Raw genomic sequence first — 22,117 nt, 5'->3', positions numbered from 1 at the left:
ACATGAAGAAGCCCGTGAAGGTCGCCGTCACCGGCGCGGCCGGTCAGATTTGCTACGGCCTCTTGTTCCGCATCGCCGCTGGCGAGATGCTCGGCAAGGACCAGCCCGTCATCCTCCAGCTCATCGACATCCCGCCGTCCATGAAGGCGGTCGAGGGCGTGATGATGGAGCTCGCGGACTGCGCCTTCCCGACGCTGGCCGGGATGGAGGCCAGCGACGACCCGATGAAGGGCTTCGCGGGCACGCAGGTGGCGCTGCTCGTGGGCGCCATGCCGCGCGGTCCGGGCATGGAGCGCAAGGACCTGCTCGAGAAGAACGGCGGCATCTTCATCGGCCAGGGCAAGGCGCTCAACGCCGTGGCCGACCGTGACTGCAAGGTGCTGGTGGTGGGCAACCCCGCCAACACCAACGCGTTCATCGCCATGAACAACGCGAAGGACCTCCCGCGCGAGAACTTCACCGCGATGGTGCGCCTGGACCAGAACCGCGCCATGAGCGCGCTGGCCGCCAAGACGGGCTGCGCCGTGAGCGACGTCAAGAACATGACCATCTGGGGCAACCACTCGGCCACCCAGTACCCCGACGTGTTCAGCGCCAAGATCAACGGCAAGAGCGCCAGCGACGTCGTGGGCGACCAGGCGTGGGTGGAGAGCACGTTCATCCCCGAGGTGCAGCAGCGCGGCGCGGCCATCATCAAGGCGCGTGGCCTGTCCAGCGCGGCGTCGGCGGCCAACGCGGCCATCGACCACATCCACGACTGGTGGCACGGCACGGCCGAGGGCGACACCGTCTCCATGGCCGTCCCGTCGGACGGCAGCTACGGCATCCCCGAGGGGCTGATCTACGGCTTCCCCTGCACCTGCAAGGACGGCAAGTACAGCATCGTCCAGGGCATCGAGATCAACGAGTTCAGCCGCGCTCGCATGGACGCCACCGCGAAGGAGCTCCAGGAGGAGGCCGACGCGGTCAAGCACCTCTTCTGAGGCGCAGCGCCACGTTGCCCCCGATGGACGCCCGCGAGCTCACGTTCGCGGGCGTCCTCGCGTCTGGGACCCCGTTGTGGATCCGCGTGCGTAGGTGTTGTCAGACGGAGCGTTCCGCAGGGGCGCGCCCGGGGTTCAGCGCGCTTCACCCGCGGCGATGGACCGGGGCGCGGGGCGGATGGAGTCGCCCCGCAGCAAGGACGACACCAACCCGTGACGGCCCTTGTTCTTGGCGCGGTAGAGGCACGCGTCGGCGGTCTCCACCAGGTGGCGTGGCTCGAGGTCCGTCTCGGGATCCGCGGTGGCCACGCCCACGCTGATGGTCACGTGCCCCGCCGTAGGCGAATCCGCGTGGCGAATGCCGAGCTCGTCCACCAGCGCGAGCACGCGCTCGGCCACCTCCTCGGCGCCCGCCAGCGACGTGTTGGGCAGCAGGATGACGAACTCCTCGCCCCCATAGCGCGCCGCGAGGTCGGCCGGCCGCCGCGCTCCCTTCGCGATGACCTGACCGACGCGCCGCAGGCAGTCGTCACCGTCACGGTGCCCGTAGGCGTCGTTGAAGCGCTTGAAGTGATCGATGTCGACGAACAGGAGTGACAAGGGCGTGCGCTCCCGCGCCATGCGCGCCCACTCGGCCTCGAGCGTGTCGTCGAACGAGCGGCGGTTGGCCAGCCCCGAGAGGGAGTCCGTGCGCGACATCGCCGTGAGCTGTTCGTTCAAGCGGCGTCGTTCCGCGATCTCGCCCGCCAGCAGCAGCGACTGCAGGTAGCGCAGCGTGTCCTGACGCTCTACCAGCCACGAGATGACGGCGCCCACCGCCGTGGCTCCCACGAACCCGTACAGCGCGGAGACCCAGTCGGGCGAGGCGCCCCGCGAGGCCGCGTAGAACGAGCCTCCAGCGATCCCGGCGACGCACGTGAACACCGAGTGGAACAGCCCGTGCCGGAAGCCGATGGTCACCACCGTCGCGCCGAACATGCAGGCGTACGTGGCGGACATGGCGAGGTGGCGCTCCGTGATCAGCAGGCTGCCCGCGTGGGTGGAGGCCAGCACCAGCCCGCCGCCCATCACCAGCACGACGCGGTAGTGGCGGAACACGGCCGGGACGTAGAGCGCAGCGACGGTGAGGGTGATGACCGCGAAGTTGAAGACCGCGATGTTGGCGTAGAGCTGCTCGTCGGCTGGGGTGCCCACGCCGCGGTAGAACAGCATGCGTGCGGCGACCACCAGCAGCGCCAAGGTCACGCCGCACAGCCCGCCGATGGGGAGAATGCGCCGGAGGTCGTCCCGCTGTCGGTCCTCGAAGTTGGCGACGAGCGCGTCCGGTACCCGCACCCACAGCGGCGGTCGCGCCACCAAGCGTCGCAACTGGGTGCGCAGCGCCGGGTCGAGGGGCCCTTGCGCGAGGTGCCCGCTGTCGAGGGCGCTGTCGAGCGTACTCTCACGGGGGCCGTGGTCATGCTCGCGCTGTCGCTGTGGGCCCCCGGGGTTCACAATTCCAAAGCTTACGGAATGTTAGCGGCGACCGCTACGAGTTCAGCGTATTTCCGCCCCACGCCAGCTCGCGAGCACTTCGCGCGCCAACACCGACACAGCCTCTGGCGTGGCCACGCGCTCCCTGGGGATGCGCCCGTCGAGGATCAGCATCGCGAGCCCGTGGGGGAGACACCAGGACGCCACGCCCGCCAGCAGCGCCTGCTCACCCGAGGCTCGGCGCGCTTCGCCGGCGGTGGCCACGAGCAGCGCGAACGCGTCGTCGGGCGAGGGCTGCTCCACGCAGTCATCCGGGGCCGAAGGACCCGCGGGCAGCGCGCGCGTGAACATCAGCCGGAAGTGGATGGGGTGCTCCACGGCGAAGCGCACGTAGGCCACACCATAGGCGTCGAGGCGTTCTCGCGGGTCCTCGATGCCCTCCATGGCCGCGCGCCCCGCTTCTGCCAGCCACGCGAAGCCCTGCTCCGCCAGCGCGCTCAGGAGGGCGTTCTTGTCCTCGAAGTGCCGGTACGGCGCGGCGTGCGAGACCCCCGCGCGCCGGGCGCACTCGCGCAGGCTCAGCCCGTCGATGCCGCGCTCCTCGGCGAGGGCCACCGCCGCGGTCAGCAGCTCGGCGCGCAGATCTCCATGGTGATAGGCGCCTGTTTCACGGCGTTTCGCGACCATGAAACGCACTATGCGGAACAATGTTGACAATGGCAACACATGCGATATGTAGACGGTGACAACAATGGTGCTGCTGTCTACATGGCGGCGCGCCGCCACAAGGAGCAGCCTCATGACCGTGCATCCCGACCGTCTCACCGTGTCCCGCGACGAGGGCATCGTCGTCTTCCTGATCGGCTCTCGCGTGAACCGCTGGTGGATGCTCCCCGTGATGTGGGGGGTGGCCAGCGCGATGGGGCGCATGATGCGCGAGCTGCAGGCGGACCCGTCCGCAGGCTTGCTAGCGTTCGAGAACTACGTGGGCCGCACCACGCTCGCGGTGCAGTACTGGCGCTCGCACGAGCACCTACTGCGCTATGCGTCCGACCGTGAGCGCGCCCACGTCCCCGCGTGGCGCCGCTGGGTCAAGTCGTGGGGCCTCGGCGGTGCGATGGGTATCTGGCACGAGACGTACATCGTGCCGCCGGGGCAGTACGAGTCGCTCTACCACCACATGCCCGCCTTTGGGCTGGGCAAGGTCGGCCCCCTCGTGCCCGCGCAGGGACCGCTACATGGGGCTCGCGGTCGTCTGTCCCGAAGCACTACCCTCGCGGCATGACCATCGTCTGCGCACACCGCGGCCTCGGCCCCACGCGACCGGGCGGTCGCTTCCCGGAGAACACGCTCGAGTCCATCGTGGCCGCGGTGGAGCAGGGGGCTGCGATGGTGGAGCTCGACGTTCAGATCACGCAGGACGACGTGCCCGTGCTGATGCACGACGACACCCTGGACCGCACCACCAGCGGGACCGGGTGCGTGTCCGCGTCGTCGCTCGCGGCCATCCAGGCGCTGGACGCCGCGGTGGGGACGCCGCTCGAGGGGCGTGGGGTGCGGGTTCCTACCTTGGCCGAGCTGCTGGCGGCGGTGGACATCCCGCTCAACGTGGAGATCAAGGTCGCGGACGGGGGCTGCCGGGCACACGGCGCCGAGCAGGTGGCCGACATCGTGTTGGCGGCCCTCGCCCGTGATCCCCACGCGGGGTCACGCGCCATGCTTGTGAGCTCCTTCGACCTCGAGCTGCTGCGTGTGGTGCGGGCTCGTGACGCGGCGGTGCGGCTGGGCTGGCTGATCGAGAGGTCGGGCGACGCGGAGCAGTGGGTCGCGCAGGCGCAGGCGGCCGGGTGCAACGCGCTGCACCCGCACCACACGTTCATTACCGCGGGGCTGGGCGAGCTGTGCATCGCGGGCGGCCTGCAGCTGAACACGTGGACGGTGAACGACGTGCCGCGCGCCGCGCGGCTGGCTGCGCTGGGGGTGCGCACCATCATTACGGACGACCCGGCGTTGCTGCTGGGCGAGTCCGAGACGGTGTAGGGGCCACGGGTCCAGCGGACGGAGGGCGAGCCGCGACCGCCCTCTCTGTGCTGGGATCCCGCTCCGCAGACTCTCACCGCGCGAGGCCCAGAGACCGGTCGGTTGGGCACCTGGGGCGCGCCCGCTGCGCGCTCACCCCGGATGGTCTCGATTTTCTTGCTGAATTGCCAAAGCGCGCTAAAACGCGCCCGATTTTGGCTACCTCCCGGTGGCCGCGATGGAACCACGACAAGGACTGACCATGGCTACCGAACGTACTTTCAGCATCATCAAGCCCGACGCCGTCGAGGCCAACAACGTCGGCAACATCCTCGCGATGATCGAGGGCGCCGGCCTGAAGATCAAGGCCATGCGCATGGTGCACCTCAGCCGCCCGATGGCCGAGGGGTTCTACGCCGTGCACAAGGAGCGCCCGTTTTTCGGTGAGCTCGTGGACTTCATGACGCGCGGCCCGGTGGTCGTCAGCGTGCTCGAGGGCGAGAACGCCGTCGTGGCCTACCGCACGCTCATGGGCGCCACCAACCCGGCGAACGCCGACGAGGGCACCATCCGCAAGCAGTACGCCAAGGACATCGGCGAGAACGCCGTGCACGGCTCCGACAGCCTCGAGAACGCCGGCATCGAGATCAACTACTTCTTCCCGGGCTACGAGCTGGGCTGAGCGACGCTGCTCTGTGAACGGGCGAGTCGCCCGTCAGAGCGCGTCCCAGACCGCACACCGCGCCGCAGCGGCACCTGTCCCCGTCTCGACCGCGAGGTCCAGCACGAGGTGGTTGTCCACTGCGGCGTTGTATTTGGGCCAAGCGGGGAGCCCAGTGGCGTCTGGTCGCCCCTCGCGCACGAACGCACCCCAGTAGCTGCGGATGATGTCGTGCATGGTTTGCTCGTCCTCGTTGAAGCGTCGGATGAACGCGTTCGCGCGGTACCCGAACACGAACTGCACCTCGGCCGCGTGGTAGGCACCCAGATCGAAGTCGGTAGGCAGCTGGAAGGCCGCGTCGGGGTAACGGTAGTAGTACTCGTAGAGGTCCACCTGCGCTCCCAGCGCGACGATGCTCGAGCGGGCAGCGCAGGTCAGCAGCTGGTCGCCGATCGCGTCGAAGTACCGCACCGTGGGGTCCTCGCCGTCCAGCGGGTAGGCGGCGATCACGGCGTCCGCAGCGGCGCCGGGGCCACCTACCAGGTCCGTCAGCGCGCTCTCGTAGTCCGCGGGCGCGATGACGACCTCGCTGAGCGCGGCGAAGACGCGCCCCTCGTTCTCGGTGAAGCCCGCGAGGACGGGGACGTCGGGCACATTGCCTGCTCGGATGGCGTCCCCGATGGACTGGGGGAGCACATCACCGTCGACGACGGGGCCCCAGAAGGCCGTGTCGTCGGTGCGCGTGAGGAAGTCGCGCGAGCTGGGTAGCGTGGCGAGGATGTCGCCTGCGCTGGTGCTCCGCAGGCACGCGAGCACCTCGCTGTCGGTACCCGTGTCGCATGGCGTCGGCAACGCTGCGGCGAAGCGCTCCCCCTGCGCGCTGCCTTCCGCCAGTGTCATCGTGCGCTCGCAGGGTCCGCTCTCGACGATGGCGGCGTGGAACAGCCCCTGGCTGCGCGGCGAGGTGAGGTGCGCGCACACGCTCACGCCGCCCGCGGACTGGCCAGCGATGGTCACGCGCTCCGGGTCGCCTCCGAATGCGCGGATGTTGTCGCGGACCCACTCGAGCGCGAAGACCTGGTCCAGGAGGCCGTAGTTGCCGCTGACACCGTCGTCGGACTCGCGGGTCAGTGCGGGGTGCGACAAGAAGCCCAGCGCACCGAGGCGGTAGTTCATGCTGACCACCACGATGCCCTCCTCGCGGGCCAACACGTCACCCACCGTGCCGCCGTCGGTCTGCACACCCTCACCGAGCGTGAAGCCCCCGCCGTGGATCCACACCAGGACAGGGGCGCCGCTGGGCGGCACCTCGGCCGGCACGTGCACGTTCACGAAGAGGCAGTTCTCCTCCGTCTGCGCGCCGAGGATGGGGATGACCTGTGGGCACGCGCGCGGGCGCGTGTCGGCGTCCAGCGGGGCGGTCCAAGGGGTGGGGGCAGCGGGGGGCGCAAAGCGCAACGAGCCCGTGGGAGGGGCTGCGTAGGGGATCCCCAGGTACCCTACGAAGCCGTCGCCCGCGACGCCGCGCACCGGTCCGTAGGCCGTCATCACCTCGGTGGGCGCAGGGACTGGAGCGGGCGTGGAGTCCGAGCACCCGGTGGCGCACAGCGTTGCGGCGAGCGCGCAGACCGCGAGGGCGCGGAGGCGGGGTGAGTGGAGCAGGACCGGGAACAGGGGCGGGCGCATGGCCGCGAGGATAGCTGCACATCCCAGCGCTTTGCACCCCAGGGCGGGACCAGGCCTGTGCGAGCAGAACCCTGAAGCGCGCCGTGCGGGCCAGGAGGCGTCGAGATCGAGCGCCGTATGGGTCGCCTTCGTCTGCCAGCGGCGGTGCGGTCGGACCGTCAGTCCGCCGTGTCGCGCAGCCGTCCGCGGACGCTGGCTGCGAGGGACAGTTGCGAGCGCGCGCGTACCAGGTTGTGCTCCGTGCGGGTCGTGAACCGTGTCGCGTCCCAGCCGAAGTACGACTCACGCAGGGCGTCGGCGCAGAAGCGTGACGCCAGCTCCAGCGCGATGGTCTCGAGTCCGGCCGGCAGCGCGGCGCGCTCCTCGTCGCGGAGCAGGGGGCCGCTCTCGTCCACATAGGCGTCGACCGCCGCGCGGTAGAGCGCCATGTCCAGCTCGGCGCGCTCCTCGGACTCGCCTGCGGGATTGCACCAGGAGCGCAGCGCGTCGCCCATCTCGGCGGCCAGCGTGTCGTGCGCCATGGTGTCCAGGTCCAGGATGGCCAGCGCGTCGTCCGTGCCGTGTCGGAACATGAGGTTCGTGATCTTGAGGTCCCCATGGATGATGCGTCGCGGGAGCTGGCCCAAGGCGGGGAGCTCGCGGCCGTGCGCGAGGATGGCTTCGGCGACGGGCCGCACGCGCCCGAACTGAGGGTGTTCCGCGCACTCACGCAGCGTGGCTTCCAAGAACGCGAGGTGCCGCGGCGTGTCGTGGGGGCCGGGCCGCGTGAACGCGAACGTGTGCGCAAACCCGTCGAGCGCCGCGTGAAAGCGGGCCACCAAGCGCGCCATCGACGCCACGCGCGTGGGGCTGGTCAGCTCGCTCACGACCTCACCGTCGATGTAGGTCATCAGCCGGTAGACCCCGTGCGCGGTCTCGGCGCACAGCGCGTCGTCGGTGGTGCGGACGAGGCGCGGTGTCAGCACCCCATGGGCCGCAAGGCGCGCGGTGATGGCCTCGATGTCGCGGTGCACGGCGGGCCCGAAGATGGGGTTCACCCGCTGCAGCACGAACGGCCCGTCGGCAGTGTCCACGCGCCAGGTCTGGTTGATGAGCCCGACCGTGATGCGCGTGAGCGTCGCGTCCACCACGCCGAAGCGCAGCAGCGCCGCGCGCGCGGCGGCCTCCGGGCCCTTGTCCTCCGGGCTCGCGGCCGAGTGGCTCGTGGCGCCCCGAGAGGCGACCTGCTCCGCTGGGCGACGTGCGTCGGGCGCGTCAGTCACGCAGCACCGTCAGGCGCGGCTTGGCCTCGGCGTGCCGCACCGTCGCGAGCGGCTCCGCGTCCGGGCGGATGCCCGCGGGCCGCACCGCCCACGCGGCCTGCACGTCCCGGTCGAGCAAGTGCGTGGGGCGCACGTTGCGCAGCGACTGCAGCATCACGTTGCGCACGTCGGGGTGCTTGGCCTCCATCGCGCTCAGCAGCTCCTTCATCTGCTCGCGCTGGAGCCCGTCCTGCGAGCCGCACAGGTTGCACGGCAGGATGGGGAAGGCCTGCTCGGCCGCGAACTCCGCGATGCGCGCCTCGGCGCACTCGATCAGCGGGCGGATGACCTGGAAGCGTCCGTCGTCCGTGGTGTACTGCGCGGGCATCGCCTGCAGCTTCCCGCTGAAGAACGTGTTCATCAGGAAGGTCTCGAGCGCGTCGTCGCGGTGGTGCCCGAGCGCTATCTTGTTGCACCCGAGGCGCTCGGCCGCCGTGTACAGGATGCCGCGGCGCAGGCGCGAGCACAGCGAGCAGTACGTGCGTGACGAGTCCAGCCGGTCGGTCACCACCGTGTACGTGTCCTCGCGCAGGATCTCGTACGGGTACCCGCTGTCCGCGAGCCAGGCCTCGAGAGGCGCTCCGTCGTAGCCGGGCTGCACCTGGTCGAGGTGCACGGCGACGAGCTCGATGGGGAAGGGCAGGCGCGGCTTCAGCAAGTGCAGCAGGTGCAGCAGCGTGTAGCTGTCCTTCCCGCCGCTGATGGCCACCATCACGCGGTCTCCCGGCGCGAGCAGCTCGTACTGCTCGCAGGTCGCTTTCATGCTGCGATAGAGGAGCTTCTCGAGGCGGCGGGCGTCGGCCATGGGCCCAAGGATGACGCGCCTAGCTGCCGCGTCCAGTGGCGCCCCGGCACCGACGCCCCCCCGCTCGCAGCGCCGCGCACGCAGCAGCTGGTCGAGGGGTCCATGGATGCTCGCGCTTCAGCCCGCTGGCGGTGCGACGGACGCCTTGCGCAGGCGCTCGCTCAGCACCACCGCCAGGTTGCGGAGCACGACGACCCCCGCCTCTGGGCGTTCTTGCACGAACGCGTCGAAGTCCCGAGGAGACAGCACCAGCAGGCGGCTGGGGGCCGTGGCGCGCGCCGTGGCGCTGCGCGGCAGCTGCTCCACCAAGGCCATCTCGCCGAACACGCCACGCTCGCCGATGGTCGCCACGGGCTCCGCAGACCCGTCCTCGGCGCGCCTCTCGATCTGCACCGCGCCCTCGATGACCACGAACAAGGCCTGCTCCTGGGTCCCCTCGCCGAACACCACCTCGCCGGGCGCGTAGCTCAACTCGCGGCAGCGCGCGCCCAATGTGCGCACGTCCGCGTCGCGCAGCCCGCGAAAGAGCGAGAGCTCGCGCGTGATGCGGTCCACCGTGGAGCCGCGCGCGGTGTCCCAGACGGCGTCTTTCACCAGCACGGCGGCGCGCCGCATGGCGTCGATCACCACCCAGTGGTCGAGGCGCGGCTCTTGCCGCAGCTTCACCATCTTCACCACGTCGAAGCGCTCGCCCATCACGTACACCATCGACGGCGCGTACACGCAGGGCGCGAACCCCAAGCGCACCAGGCTGGCCTGGGTGGCCGTGGCGTGCGCGTTCACGTCGAGCGCGATGTAGCGCGGGTCCAGCTCGGCCTCGATGTGCGCGATGGCACGCTCGAGGAGCGTGCCCTTGTAGCGTGCGTCGGCGGCGACCAGCTCGAAGACTTTGACCTTGCGGTCCACGTCGTCCCACGTGAAGCCGATGCCCGCCACGACGGCCTCGCCCGAGCGCAGCACCAGGTAGCGTGCGGCGTGCTGCTTGAGCTTGAGGTTGCCGTGCTCCAGGCGGAACGAGCCGAACACGTCGGGGTCGAGGAAGTGCTGCCGTCCCATGCGCAGCAGGCGGTAGTGCTGGCGGCTCTGCATGTCCTCCAGCACCAGGTCGTCGCGCTCACGCTCCACCGGGTGAGGGCGCGCGTCGGGGGACACCCGCACGTCCACCTCGATGCCGCAGTTGTGGAGCGCGTGGCACGCCAGCTCGTAGACCTCGGGGGCCACCAGCGGCGCACCTCGCCGCAGCACGCGTGCCCCCTCGCTCAGGCGGCAGACGAAGAACACCGTCTCGTAGGCGCCCAGCTCGTACGCCAGCGGCTCCGCGCCCACCACGTGAAAGCCCAGCCGATGGAAGATGACCTGCGAGCCGGCGTGGGCGCTGCGGCACTCCGCGAAGGCGAAGTCGCTCAGCTCGTCGGCGTCCCTCACCACCCGCTCCACCAGCTGCGTGGCCAGGTCGCGCCCGCGCCCGTCGGGGTGCACCACCAAGCGGCCGATCTCGCTCACCTGGTCGTCGGCATCGCCTGCGTTGAGCATGATGGCCGCGGAGCCCAGCAGTCGCCCCCCGAGGTCGTCGGCGACCGCCACGTACCAGCGGATCCCCGAGTCGTACACACCACGCTTGATCCACGCGTGATCGTAGAACTCCACGAACGGATAGTCATCCCCGTAGCAGGCCCGGTAGAGGCCAGCGATGGCCACCACGTCGTCCTCTTGGGCTTCTCGGATCGTCACGGAGGTCGGCTGTTCACTCATGGCTCGCTCCCATCTCGGGTGTGGTGTCGGGGGCGACCCTACACCAATCCGTCGAGCGCGGGCTCCTCAGCCCGCGTGGCGCGCGAAGCGCTGCTCGAACGCGGCGCGGGTGTCTCCCGGCTTGTCGAGCACCGCGAAACACACGCGCGCGAACGACCGGGCGAAGCGCTCACTCTCGAGCCAAGTCCCGAACGCGTCGGCCACCAGCGCGGCACGGTTCTGGAAGACGCCGCAGCCCCACGCGCCGAGCAGCAGCGAGCGATGCCCTCGAGCCTCCGCCAAGGCGAGGACGAGCCCCGCCCGCCGCCTCAGCGCGGCCTCGATCTCGACCTCGGTGCCTTCTCGGCGGCGGTGCTGGCCTGCGTTGGGGGCGGGCGCCGTGATGACCGACGCCAGGAACACGTGGTCCAGCAACTCCCGGCTCCGCACGCGAAAGAACGGGACGCGCGGGGAGTAGATCATGTGGTCCGTGTAGAGCATCGACACGGCGGGGTTGCGGTTCGCCGTGTAGTACCCCGGCGCGGCGCGCAGACACGGATAGAGCGCAGAGCACCGCGCGAGGTCTTCCTCTTGCGCCTTCGCGCCGTTCAGGAACCCACCGCCCGCGTTCTTGGCCGACGCGAAGTTCAGCAGGACGAGGTCGGCGACGCCCTCACCATGCACCAGACGGTGCGCCGCGACCTGCGTCGACTCCGGTGTGACCTGCACGTCCATCACGCCCGTGCCGCGAGACGGTGGACCCGCGAGCCAGCGGTCGAGCGCGGCCGGGGTCAGGTGTTCCGTACCGTTCACCGACGCGAGCAGCTCGCGCGCGAACGACACCCGCGCGCCGTCGGCCCGTTCGAGTTCGCCGCGCTCGAGGATCGCGAGCGTCTCCTTGGCTGTGCCTTTGAGCGACATCCGCCCATCCTCGGCCCGGACACCGTGGCCGCAAGCCCCTTTCGACCCAACCCCGCGGCGCTCCCGCCGACCCAGCCGTGACGTGCGCGCCCTCGAAAGACTCCCGGATGCCGCATGGGTCACGAGTTCGACACTTTCGGGCCGTCCGTGATGGCGCACTCATGATACGTTCGACCGCCGCCATGGGTGATGCACGGCGAGCGACGGAATCGTCATCTTTTTCGGGAGCGCGTTGCCGATGACTCGAGAGCTGCGTTGGGAAGCACCTGGACCGGGGCCGTGGGAAGCCGAGACGGCGCACTTCCCGAAGCCGCTTCCATACTTCGGACGGGAGCGCGTGCAGGAGGCGTTCAAGCAGGGCTTCGCCGCGAGCTCCGCGCGCTATGGGCTCCTGCTGAGCCACTTCGACACGGCGTTCGTGAACGGGTTCTGGTACCAGCAGCCAGTGGCGTTCGGCGCACCCAAGGGCGCGAAGGGCCCGCCGCCCGGCCCCGTGCTGTGGCTGCTGACGCGGCTCCACCCGGGCATGCGCGCCCGCATCCGCACCACGGAGCGAGCGTTCGCCGACAAGCTCTGGCGTCAGGACCTCGCGCGCTGGGACGAGCAGGACAAACCCGCCGCCTTGGCCAAGCACCAAGCGTTGCTGGCCATCGACCTGACGACGCTCTCCGATGACGCGCTCTCGCAGCACCTCGCCGCGGTCGTGGACCACGTGGCGGAGATGGTGGCGCTCCACCATCACTACACGGTCACCTGCATCTTGCCGGTGGGCGACCTGCTCATGCACGTGTCCGACTGGACGGGCGAGGCGCCCGGCGCGATCTTGGCGATGCTGCGTGGCACCACCCCCATCTCGAGAGGCATCCTCGCAGGGGAGCTCGACGCGCTGGCGAGCGCGCTGCGGGCCGACGAGGAGGGGCGCGACGTGCTCGCCGGGAAAGACGCCGCGCAGGTGGTCGACGCCCTCTGCGCCCTGAGCGGAGCCACGGGGGCTGCCGCGCGAGAGTTCTTCGAGGGCATTCGCCATCGCGCGTTGAGCTACGAGATCTCCTCGAAGGCGGCGGGGGAGCTGCCCGAGATGCTGGTCGGCGCCGTGCGCGCCGCCGTGCGCGGTGACGCGGTCGGCGACGGGGCCGGGGACGCGGCGGCCAAGCTCGCGTCGATTCGCGCCAAGGTGCCCGAGGCTCACCGCGCCCACTTCGACGAGCTGCTCGCCGAGGCCCGCCACATCAACCGCCTGCGCGACGAGCGAGGCATCTACGCGGACGGCTTCGCGCTCGGCATCGGGAGGCGCGCGGTGCTCGAGGTGGGCCGCCGACTCGTCGCGCGCGGCTCGCTGCATGCGCCCGATCACGCCGTGGATCTCGCCCTCGACGAGGCCATTGCCCTGCTGTCAGGCAACGCAGGTCCTACCGCTGACGACGTCGCCGCGCGCGTCACGTGGCGCACGAACAACAGCGTCGCCGACGTGCCGCCCACGCTCGGGGGTGTCCCCGCGCCGCCGCCCGACCCGAGCGTCTTCCCTCCAGCTGCCCGTCGTGCGGCGCGCGCGGTGGACATCGTGATCCAAAACCTGTTCAAGGAAGCGGAGACCACCTCCACCGCGACCGTCGTGCGAGGCCTCTCCGTGAACGAGGGGGTCTACGAGGGCACGGCGCGGCTCATCTCGAGCCCCTCCGAGTTCGACCGGCTGCAGCAGGGCGACGTGCTCGTCACCCGCGCGACCGCCCCGTACTTCAACGTGGTCCTCCCGCTCCTGGGGGCCATCGTGACGGACCGCGGCGGGCAGCTCTGTCATGCGGCCATCGTCGCTCGGGAGTACGGCATCCCCGGGGTGGTCGGCACCAAGGAGGCCACCACGCTCATCCCCGACGGCGCGCGGGTACGGGTGGACGGGACCAAGGGAGAGGTCATCCTGCTGTCCGAGCCCAACTGACCTCCCGAGCCGCATCCCCCCATGACCACGACGAACGACCCCTACGTCCCGCTCGAAGATGCGCGCGAGGAGCGCCGCTTCGGCGGCAAGGCCGTCCAGTGCGGTGCCGCGGCGCGCGCTGGGCTGCCCGTTCCCCAAGGCTTCGCGCTCGCGGGCGACGCGGCTGCGCACTTCTCGTCGCCCGCGTGCGACGCCGCCCTCGAGCACATGCTCCACGCGCTCGGCGGGTTGGTCGCCGTCCGCTCGAGCGCGGTGGGGGAGGACGCCGCGGACGCGAGCTTCGCCGGGCAGCACGCCACGGTGTTGGGGGTGCGCAGCGTCGATGGGATGCGCGCTGCGCTGCGCGAGGTCTACGACTCGGCCGGGACCCCAGCCGCGTTGGCCTACCGCGAGAAGCTGGGCCTCGACGCCGCGTGCTGCATGGGCGTGGTCGTGCAGCGCCTCGTCCGAGCCGATGCGGCCGGGGTCCTGTTCAGCCGCGACCCCGTCACGGGCGCCGACGTGCGCGTCATCGAGGCCGCGTGGGGACTCGGCGAGGTGGTGGTTCAGGGTCTCGTGACCCCCGACCGGTTTCGCGTTGCGCGTGGGGGCCACGTCCTCGAGCGCGTCGCGGGCGACAAGGACCTCATGATCCGTTGGTCGGACGCGGGGGGAACCGAAGAGGTCGACGTGGCGGGTGACCGCGTGACCCAGCTGTGCCTGAGCGACGAGCAGCTGCGCTCGCTCGACGGGCTCACATCGGTCTGCGAGGAGGTCTTCGGGGGCACCCAGGACCTCGAGTTCGCCTTCGCGGACGGCTTACTGCACCTCCTCCAGCGGCGCGCGATCACCCGTGGCTGACGCGATGGTCGACGCACCGGAGCGGGCCTTCCCCCGTGCGCTCGTCGCGGCGCTCGCGCTGTCGGCCATGTTGTCACCGCTCAACAGCACCATGCTGAGCGTCGTCCTGACGCCCATCGGTCGCGAGTTCGATACGGGTGACGCCTACCTCACCCAGCTGCTGGTCACGAGCTACCTCATCACCAGCATCGTGATGCAGGCGCCCGGCGGGAAGCTCGGCGACCGACTCGGGCACCGCCACGCGCTCGGGCTCGGGCAGCTCGCGTTCCTGCTGGGCTCGCTGGGGGCGTTCATCGCCCCTTCGGAGAACTGGCTGGGCCTCGCGCGCGTGGTCATGGCGAGCGGGGGCGCGCTCATCGTCCCCAGCGCCAGCGCTCTCTTGCGCCTCGAGCTGCCTCCCGACAAGCGCGGTCGCGCGTTCGGCATGTTCGGGTCCGCGATGGCGTTGTCGGCCGCCATCGGCCCCCCGCTCGGTGGCTTCATCGCCGGGCACTTCGGCTGGCGCGCGACCTTCCTCGTGAACCTGGCCGTCCTCCCCGTCGCGGCAGGCTTGGCGCGCGTCGGCCACTCGCCCCACGGCCCCTCGCCTTCACTGCGCGGGTTCCGCTTCGACGGTGTCGGCTCGTTGTTGCTCGGCGCCGCGCTCACCGCGGTGGTCGTGGGCGCGCGCCTCGAGGGCGCTCTGCGCTGGGGCACACTCGCAGCCGGTGGGGCCGGGGTGATGGCCTTCTACGTCTGGGAGCGACGCCACCCCGAGCCCGTCGTGGACCTCTCGCTCCTGACGCGCCCCGTGTTCGTGGCGGGGGGGATGGTCGTCGCGCTCCAGAACCTCGCCATGTACGCGCTGCTGTTCGAGCTGCCCATCATGCTCGGCAAGCTGGACCGCCCCGAGCCGGTGGACCCCGGGCCGCTGCTGGGAGCGCTGATGGTGTCGATGGTGGTGGCGTCTCCCATCGCGGGGAGGTTGGCCGATCACTTCGGCGCGCGACCCATCGCGGTCTCCGGGTGCCTCTCCACGCTCGCGGGGCTCGGCGTCTTGTTCGTCACGCCGGTCGACCAGACCACGCGCTTGATCCCCGGCCTGGTCTGCCTCGGGCTCGGACTGGGCCTGTCGTCTTCCCCTTCACAGGCCTCCGCGATGACGGCGTCGCCGCGCGAGTCGAGCGGCGTGGCGGGCGCCTTGCTCGCGACGCTCCGCTACCTGGGAGGTGTTCTCGGCATCGTCCTCCTGGGCCTCGTGCTGCACGACGACGCGACGGGCGCCGTAGCAGCCCACGACCACACGAGCGCGCTGACGTGCTTCGGCGTCGCCCTCGTGGGCGCGCTGGGGTGTGCCCTGGTGCTCCCGGGCAAGGCGCCGCCGACGACCGGGACTGCGACACGCGTCTGAGTCGTGCCCGCGGTCCGAGGGACCTCGACCCAGGCGTGCGGAGGTTGCCCCCGGGCCTGCCGTCTGCCATCCCGACGCGCATGAGCCTGCCCATCCCCGACCTGGTGCCCGCCCAGCACCCCCTCGAGCGTCTGCCCGAGGAGTGGGCCGAGGTGCTCGGCGCATGGGGTGAGCCGCGCTACCGAGGCCTACAGGTGTTCCAGTGGATCCACCAGCGCGGCGTGCTGGACCCGGACGCCATGACCAACCTGCCCAAGTCGCTGCGGGTGCGGCTGCGCGAAGAGGGGCTCGCGTTGCCGCTGACGGTGTCGCATCTGCACCCGTCCGGCGACGGAACGCGCAAGCTGCTGGTGCGCATGGGCGACGGGTCGGAGGTGGAGACGGTGCTCATCCCCCAGCTGGAGAAGGCCGACCCCGACGCGGAGGGCGACGACGAGGTCAGTGGCGCGGGGGAGGGCGGCCCTGCCTGGGTGCCGGGCGCCGTCGTGACGCAGTGCATCTCGAGCCAGGTGGGGTGCGCCATGGGCTGCGTGTTCTGCGCGTCGGGCGTCATGGGGCTCAAGCGCCACATGAGCGCCGCCGAGATCGTGAGCCAGGTGCTGCTGGGGCGCAGCCTGACCACGGAACGCGAGCACCTACGCAACATCGTGCTCATGGGCATGGGCGAGCCCCTGCACAACTACGAGAACGTCGCCCGCGCGCTCGTGCTGCTGACGCACCCGGATGGCCTGGCGCTGGGCAAGCGCCGCGTGACGCTGTCCACCAGCGGGCTGGTGCCACAGATCGACCGCCTCGCGCGGGACTTCGAGGGGCAGGTGCAGCTCGCCATCAGCTTGCACGCCGTCACGGACGAGCGGCGCTCCTCGATCATGCCGGTCAACCGCAAGCACTCGCTCGCGGACCTGGTCGCCTGCCTCAAGCGCTACCCGCTCCCGAAGCGCCGTCGCATCACCATCGAGTACACGCTCATTCGCGGCGTGAATGACGACCTGCGCGACGCGGACGCCCTCGTGAAGCTGCTGCGCGGCGTGCCGGCCAAGGTGAACCTGATCCCCATGAACCCCATCGCGGAGAGCGCGCTGGCGGCCCCACGAGAGGACGGGGTCGCGGCGTTCCGCGCGCGGCTGTTCGAGCGGGGCCTGTCGGCGTTCGTGCGCAAGACGCGCGGGGACGACATCGCGGCGGCGTGCGGGCAGCTGGCCTACCACGGGGACGACGGCCGCCGCCGGCGGCTGCCGGTCGCGTAGCGCCAGGCGCGCTGAGGACGTGTGGGTGCTGCGAGCAACGGGAGGCGCGCCCGCCAGGTGCGCTGCTCGTGTTGCCCATGTCGGGCCCCGCTAGTCGAGCGAACCGCCCGGCTGCTACGCTCCGCCCCGCATGGACCCCCGCGCTCTCTCCCGTTCCGCCGCGGCGCTGCTCGCGCTCGCTCTCGTGTCCCCGTCCGCCCCGGCCCGCGCACAGACCGCGCTCCAGTCCCAGCGCGCCAGCCACAACACGTTCCGTGTGGACGGCTCCCTTCGCGACTGGTCGTCGGTGGCCATGCAGTCGTTCGGCAGCGGCGACGACGCCAGCTTCGAGTTCGCCATGGCGCAGGACGCCGAGGGCCTCTACGTGGCCGCCCGGGTGCGCGACGAGCGAATGATCCGCACGCGGCGCCCCGGCAACCGCGAGGACGTGCTGGTGCTCACGTTGGCCACACCGGGGGAGCGCGGTCTCGAGGCCGTGGAGTTCTGGCTGTACGCGGGCGAGGAGGGCTCCTCGGCGGCCGTGGCCCTCATGGCCGAGCCCGGTGGTCGTCCGCGCCCCGCACGCGGCGCGCGCATCCTCGAGGCGGCCGTGCCCGGCGGCTACGAGCTCGAGGCCTACCTCCCGCTCGCGCTCGTCCCCAACCCCGCGCGCACCAGCGCCATGCGCGCCGCCGTGCGTCTCGTCGACGTGGACGTGGCGACCAACCCGACGGTCGAGGCCACCGTCAGCTCGGTGCCCAGTGACGTCACCGATCCAGCCCAGCTCCCCGAGGTCCAAGCCAGCAGCGGGCCGGCGAGCGCCGTCGCCGCTTTTCGTCGGGACCAAGGGCTCGCCAACGCCCCCGTCCGCTTCGAGTTCTGGGGCGACCTGGCCGGGGACGAGCGCGAGGAGCGGGTGCTCATCGTCGGCAGCGCGCTGGTGGTCGTGGGCGAGGGCTATCGCGACGGGCGCGGCTACGACTTCGAGCGGCTCGGGGTCCGCGGCGCAGAGGACGTGCAGCGCGCGCGCCTCGAGGACATCACGGGCGACGGGAAGGCCGAGATCATCCTGCGCCTGCGTGAGCGCGACCGCGCGGGCATCCGCGCCAACTGGGTGGTGCTCGGGACGCGCGGGGAGGGCATCGACGAGCTGCTGAGCGTCCCCGTCTTCGAGCGTACCCGGCAGGGCATCGCCCGCGCCCGCGTCGAGCTGCGCCGCCAGCGCCGTGGCGCTGCGTTCATCGACGTCCGCAGCGACGGTGTCGAGCGCCTGGACCCTGCCACCTACCGCGGTGACGCGAGCGACGAGCAGAGCGTCCTGCTGCCGTGGGCGCCCCTGCGCTTGCGCACCTATCAGTGGACCGGCAGCGGGTTCGCGATGGTGGCCAGCGAGCCCAACCCCAACGCCTACGTCCCGCCCACTGCAGGCGTCGAGAGGCCCCAGACCCAGTCCACGCAGGTGACGCGCCCCGCGGCCGACCCGCCGCGCACCATGTCGGACGACGAGATCCTCGCGCGCGTCCGCGCGGACCGCCACGTGGGCGCCAGCGTCTCCCCCCGCTTCCGCACCCGAGCCGACGTCGCCGAGGGGCGCGAAGCCGAGCAGGTCCTTGCCTTGGGCGGCGCCATCGTCGTCTATGGCCCGGGCTTCCAGAGCGGCCGCGGCTACTTCTACTTCGAGGCGGCCAGCCAGGAGTCCGAGCTGCTCTCCGTGCAGACCGGCGACCTCACGGGGGACGGGAAGCACGAGATCCTCTTCACCGTCCGACAGAACCTGGGCGAGTTCCAGCGCGACATCCTGACCGTGCTGCAATTCAGCGGGAGCTCCATCCAGCCCATCTTGCGCGTGGAGGTGGCGCGCTACCACGGCGACGCGGAGCGCATCGTCAACCAGGTGCAGCTGCGCACACGTGGGCGCGCCGCCACGCTGAGCATTGCGGCCGGGGAGGCCCGCGGCTGGGATCAGACCACCTGGCCCTTCAGCGGCTTCGCCGACGACGGCATCGCGCCACTGCTGCTGCCGTGGGCGGAGTCCACTCGCCGCTACCGCTTCTCGGACGGCCGGCTGGTCAGCCCCTGAGCACCGCCGCGATCAGCTCGCGCTGACGCTCGAGGTCCTCGGGCACCTTGATGGGCGCGAAGCGGCAGCGGCTCCCATCACGCGGCACCTGTAGGAACTGGGTGGGCAGGTGGGCCGTGACCTGTCCCACCAGCCTCTCGAATTGCACGACGGGTGCGCCGTCCACCTTCTTGTTCACCACGAACCAGTCGAGCTCGAAGTCCCGATCGATGGCGCGCGCGTCGAGCACCATGGTGTTCGTGTTGAAGACGGGCACGCTGTCCTGGTCGAAGCCGGGGGGCAGGCGGAACCCCTCGACCACCTGTGGCACCCCGTCCACCGAAAGCGGAATGCCCCCCTGATCGCCCGGCACCTTGGGCGCCACCTCGGCGGTCACCACCTTCCCGCCCACGAGGTGTGCCCCGATCACGGCCGGGTCGAGGGTGGCCACGAGGTTGTCCACGTTGCTCATCAGCAGCAGCTCGCCGCCGGCGTCGACGAAGCGCCGCAGCGCGCCGCTACGGCGCAGCGCGAAGGTCAGGTCGCCGTGCCCCGTCGCGTAGGGGGACAGGGCGCCCCCCGCGTCGCGGTGGAGGGCGCCGTCCGGGGTGAGGCGCAGCGAGACCTCTTGCGCGAACACTTCGATCGGGAGCGCCACGTTCGTGTCCCCCAGCGCCGCGCGCAGCGCCTCGTCGGTCGCGAAGCTGCTCATGATGAGAACGGGGACGCGCGCGTCGAGCCGAGACGCAACTCGGGCGGCGTCTTCCAGCTTGAGGTCCAGGAACGACTTCCCGTCATACGCCTCGGCCAGCGCCTTCACGACTGCGCCGAAGCGGGTCGCCATTCCCCCGGCGAGCATCAGCACGCCCACCCGCCCTGCGCGGATCGCAGCTTCGCCAGCCTCGGTCAGCTCGCGGTGTTCTTCGCTGCCTGGGTTCGGCAGGGCCCGCAGCGCCTCGGCGTCCACGGGCTCGAGCTCGCCGACCACGTGGTTGTCCGCGCGAGCCGCGCTGGCGTGCAGCCGCGCTCGCAGCTCCGCGAGGCGCTCGGCATCGAAACCGAAGCGCAGAAGAAATTCACGGGTCTGGGCGTCCGTATCCCCGAGAGCATCGTTCGAACCACTCATGGACACTCGCTCTACTCGATTGGCAGACATGTTGCACTCCCCCACCTCAACCGTACTGTGAGTATGATTCCTGTGAAGCCACGGTCACACCATGCCCAGCGCTGCTCGACCAGCCTTCACACTGCGCCACTGGAGACACCCACCATGACCGACCCCACGCCCAAGACCCCTCCTCACCCTCGGCCGCGACGCTCGACCCTCGGCCAAGTGGGCTATGCCCTGCTGTCCGGCGGGGTGGTCGCGGTGTCGCTCGGGCTCGGCGGCTGCTACGCCAGCACCACGCGCTCCCAGGCGACGGTGACGTACTCGTCGGCGCCACCGCAACAGCAGTACACGGTGGTCCAGGCTCAGACCGCACCGGTCTACACCAGCGCGCAGCCGGCCTCCACCGTGACGTACGTCACGCAAGACGGCACGGTCTACGCTGAGCCCGCGCCGACCTACACGGTCTACACGGCGCCTCCGCCTCCGCGTCAGGTGGTGGTCCAGCAGCGCCCGCCCCGCTCCGGCGCGGTGTGGGTGAACGGCCACTGGCAGTGGAACGGCGCGCAGTACGTCTGGGTGGACGGCTACTGGGTGCAACCCCAGCCCGGCTACACCTACGTCCAACCGCGCTGGGAGCAGCGCGGGAGCACCTATGTGTACGTCCAGGGCTACCAGCGGCCAACGCGCGTGACGGTACGACAGCCACAGCACCGCACGGTGGTGGTGCAGCCGCAGCCGCAGCCGCGTCAGCGCACGGTGGTGGTGCAGCCGCAGCCGCAGCCGCGTCAGCGCACGGTGGTGGTGCAGCCGCAACCGCAGCCGCGTCAGCGCACGGTGGTGGTGCAACCGCAGCCGCAGCCGCAGCCACGTCAGCGCACGGTGGTGGTGCAGCCGCAGCCGCAGCCGCAGCCGCGTCAGCGCACGGTGGTGGTGCAACCGCAGCCGCAGCCGCAGCCGCGTCAGCGCACGGTGGTGGTGCAACCGCAGCCGCAGCCCCGCCAGCGTGAGGTGACCACGACCCGTACGGTGCAGACTCCGTCGGGTCAGACCCGGACCACCACCCGCACGACGACCACGACGCGGCAGCCGAGTCAGCGGCAGAACCCACCGTCGCGCTCTCGGCGCGTGTACACGCCGATGTAGACCGGTGCTCCCCCCAGCGGGCCGCGCCCGCCTCCCGGTAGTCTCCCCGGGACGGCGGGCGCATTGTTTTGGACGCTTGGTGCGTCCGCCCGCGCTGACGTCGTCGGGAACCCGACGCCGCGCTACCAGCTCCCCTCGTTCGGTAGCTGATCGAACGGTGCGCGCGCGGGGAGCGCTGCGCCCCGCTGCAGCAGCTCCACCGAGTGCCCGTCAGGTGACTTGATGAACGCCATACGACCGTCTCGAGGAGGGCGGTTGAGGGTCACCCCCGCGTCCATCAGCCGCGTGCAGGTCGCGTAAATGTCGTCGACCTCGAACGCGAGGTGCCCGAAGAAGCGCCCTGTCTCGTAGGGCTCTGCTTGGTCCCAGTTGTAGGTCAACTCGATCTCGGGCGCTTCGTCACCGGCGCTCGCGTCGGCGGGCGTGCGCAGGAACACGAGCGTGAATCGACCAGCGTCGTGCTCTCTGCGGCGGGCCTCGACGAGTCCCAGTTGATCGACGAAGAATCGGAGCGCCGCGTCCAGATCGCGCACGCGCAGCATGCAGTGCAGGTATCGCATCGGGTCAGCGTAGCAGCGCGTCGCCCACACCGGCGACGGCCTTCACTGCTCGTCGGGCTCGAACGCGAGCGCGTCGCTCCACCCGTCGTCTGGGATGGCGTAGTCGCCGTCGAGCCAGCGGCTGAGGTCCACCGCCTTGCAGCGTGCCGAGCAGAAGGGGAAGTCTCCGAGCTTCCCCCGTTCGGGGCGAGGGACAGGCTTCTTGCACACGGCGCAGACGGGCTCGGACACCATGCAGGGCTATAGCGCACGCGCCAGCGGCTGCACGTCTC

20 protein-coding genes are annotated in these 22,117 nt (G+C 70.9%); 10 read left to right on the top strand and 10 right to left on the bottom strand.

Going from position 1 to position 22,117, the window contains the following annotated elements:
* The first annotated feature begins 2 nt into the window (after window positions 1–2).
* Window positions 3–983, top strand: coding sequence for a malate dehydrogenase (locus tag H6726_29670; GenBank protein ID MCB9661846.1), 981 nt, complete (start codon window positions 3–5; stop codon window positions 981–983).
* 135 nt (window positions 984–1,118) lie between these two features.
* Here the strand turns inward: H6726_29670 and H6726_29665 are convergent, their stop codons facing one another.
* Together H6726_29665 and H6726_29660 are read right to left on the bottom strand one after the other, a co-directional pair.
* Window positions 1,119–2,477, bottom strand: coding sequence for a GGDEF domain-containing protein (locus H6726_29665; protein ID MCB9661845.1), 1,359 nt, complete (start codon window positions 2,475–2,477; stop codon window positions 1,119–1,121).
* Window positions 2,478–2,519: 42 nt separating this feature from the next.
* Window positions 2,520–3,143: a TetR/AcrR family transcriptional regulator gene (locus H6726_29660; protein MCB9661844.1), complete on the bottom strand. Its 624-nt coding sequence runs from the start codon at window positions 3,141–3,143 to the stop codon at window positions 2,520–2,522.
* A 112-nt stretch (window positions 3,144–3,255) separates the two neighbouring features.
* Here H6726_29660 and H6726_29655 point away from each other — a divergent pair, with 112 nt between their 5' ends.
* The 3 genes from H6726_29655 (at window position 3,256) to ndk (ending at window position 5,157) form a co-directional block, all read left to right on the top strand.
* Window positions 3,256–3,741, top strand: a complete 486-nt coding sequence (locus tag H6726_29655) for a DUF4188 domain-containing protein (protein ID MCB9661843.1) — start codon at window positions 3,256–3,258, stop codon at window positions 3,739–3,741.
* The gene (ugpQ, locus tag H6726_29650) at window positions 3,738–4,496 is read left to right on the top strand and encodes a glycerophosphodiester phosphodiesterase (protein ID MCB9661842.1); all 759 of its coding nucleotides are present in this window, start codon (window positions 3,738–3,740) and stop codon (window positions 4,494–4,496) included. The genes H6726_29655 and ugpQ overlap by 4 nt, the downstream gene beginning before the upstream one ends.
* 241 nt (window positions 4,497–4,737) lie before the next feature.
* Window positions 4,738–5,157 (top strand): nucleoside-diphosphate kinase, encoded by a 420-nt coding sequence (gene ndk / locus H6726_29645; GenBank protein ID MCB9661841.1) that lies wholly within the window; start codon window positions 4,738–4,740, stop codon window positions 5,155–5,157.
* 33 nt (window positions 5,158–5,190) lie between these two features.
* Here the strand turns inward: ndk and H6726_29640 are convergent, their stop codons facing one another.
* The 5 genes from H6726_29640 to H6726_29620 form a co-directional block, all read right to left on the bottom strand.
* Complete coding sequence (locus tag H6726_29640; GenBank protein ID MCB9661840.1) at window positions 5,191–6,822, bottom strand: carboxylesterase family protein; 1,632 nt, start codon at window positions 6,820–6,822, stop codon at window positions 5,191–5,193.
* Window positions 6,823–6,980: 158 nt separating this feature from the next.
* Complete coding sequence (locus H6726_29635; protein ID MCB9661839.1) at window positions 6,981–8,084, bottom strand: phosphotransferase; 1,104 nt, start codon at window positions 8,082–8,084, stop codon at window positions 6,981–6,983.
* Complete coding sequence (ttcA, locus tag H6726_29630; protein ID MCB9661838.1) at window positions 8,077–8,928, bottom strand: tRNA 2-thiocytidine(32) synthetase TtcA; 852 nt, start codon at window positions 8,926–8,928, stop codon at window positions 8,077–8,079. The genes H6726_29635 and ttcA overlap by 8 nt, the downstream gene beginning before the upstream one ends.
* 117 nt (window positions 8,929–9,045) lie before the next feature.
* On the bottom strand, window positions 9,046–10,680 hold the full coding sequence (locus H6726_29625) for a GNAT family N-acetyltransferase (GenBank protein ID MCB9661837.1): 1,635 nt from the start codon (window positions 10,678–10,680) through the stop codon (window positions 9,046–9,048).
* Between the two features lie 66 nt (window positions 10,681–10,746).
* Window positions 10,747–11,580, bottom strand: a complete 834-nt coding sequence (locus H6726_29620; GenBank protein MCB9661836.1) for a TIGR02452 family protein — start codon at window positions 11,578–11,580, stop codon at window positions 10,747–10,749.
* 238 nt (window positions 11,581–11,818) lie between these two features.
* Here H6726_29620 and H6726_29615 point away from each other — a divergent pair, with 238 nt between their 5' ends.
* From H6726_29615 to H6726_29595, 5 genes are all read left to right on the top strand, one after another.
* Window positions 11,819–13,516: a hypothetical protein gene (locus tag H6726_29615; protein MCB9661835.1), complete on the top strand. Its 1,698-nt coding sequence runs from the start codon at window positions 11,819–11,821 to the stop codon at window positions 13,514–13,516.
* Between the two features lie 21 nt (window positions 13,517–13,537).
* On the top strand, window positions 13,538–14,356 hold the full coding sequence (locus tag H6726_29610) for a PEP/pyruvate-binding domain-containing protein (protein MCB9661834.1): 819 nt from the start codon (window positions 13,538–13,540) through the stop codon (window positions 14,354–14,356).
* 4 nt (window positions 14,357–14,360) lie between these two features.
* The gene (locus H6726_29605; GenBank protein ID MCB9661833.1) at window positions 14,361–15,746 is read left to right on the top strand and encodes an MFS transporter; all 1,386 of its coding nucleotides are present in this window, start codon (window positions 14,361–14,363) and stop codon (window positions 15,744–15,746) included.
* Window positions 15,747–15,826: 80 nt separating this feature from the next.
* A complete protein-coding gene (gene rlmN, locus H6726_29600; protein ID MCB9661832.1) occupies window positions 15,827–16,993 on the top strand; it encodes a 23S rRNA (adenine(2503)-C(2))-methyltransferase RlmN in 1,167 nt (388 codons plus the stop codon).
* Window positions 16,994–17,123: 130 nt separating this feature from the next.
* Window positions 17,124–19,052 carry a hypothetical protein gene (locus tag H6726_29595; GenBank protein MCB9661831.1) on the top strand — a complete coding sequence of 643 codons (1,929 nt, stop codon included), beginning with the start codon at window positions 17,124–17,126 and terminating at the stop codon, window positions 19,050–19,052.
* Here the strand turns inward: H6726_29595 and H6726_29590 are convergent.
* Entirely contained in the window at window positions 19,042–20,157 is a 1,116-nt protein-coding gene (locus H6726_29590; protein ID MCB9661830.1) for a UTP--glucose-1-phosphate uridylyltransferase, read from the bottom strand. The genes H6726_29595 and H6726_29590 overlap by 11 nt on opposite strands.
* Before the next feature lie 144 nt (window positions 20,158–20,301).
* On the opposite strand from H6726_29590, the gene H6726_29585 reads away from it, so the two are divergent.
* Window positions 20,302–21,285, top strand: a complete 984-nt coding sequence (locus H6726_29585; protein MCB9661829.1) for a YXWGXW repeat-containing protein — start codon at window positions 20,302–20,304, stop codon at window positions 21,283–21,285.
* A gap of 122 nt (window positions 21,286–21,407) precedes the next feature.
* On the opposite strand, the gene H6726_29580 is transcribed toward H6726_29585, so the two are convergent.
* Both H6726_29580 and yacG read right to left on the bottom strand, forming a co-directional pair.
* A complete protein-coding gene (locus H6726_29580; GenBank protein ID MCB9661828.1) occupies window positions 21,408–21,845 on the bottom strand; it encodes a VOC family protein in 438 nt (145 codons plus the stop codon).
* Window positions 21,846–21,887: 42 nt separating this feature from the next.
* Entirely contained in the window at window positions 21,888–22,079 is a 192-nt protein-coding gene (yacG, locus tag H6726_29575; protein ID MCB9661827.1) for a DNA gyrase inhibitor YacG, read from the bottom strand.
* Window positions 22,080–22,117: the final 38 nt, after the last annotated feature.

The organism is Sandaracinaceae bacterium, from assembly GCA_020633055.1.
Taxonomy (GTDB): Bacteria; Myxococcota_A; Polyangia; order Polyangiales; family Houyiibacteriaceae; genus JADJJE01.
This window is presented reverse-complemented; position numbering and strand designations above follow the sequence as displayed.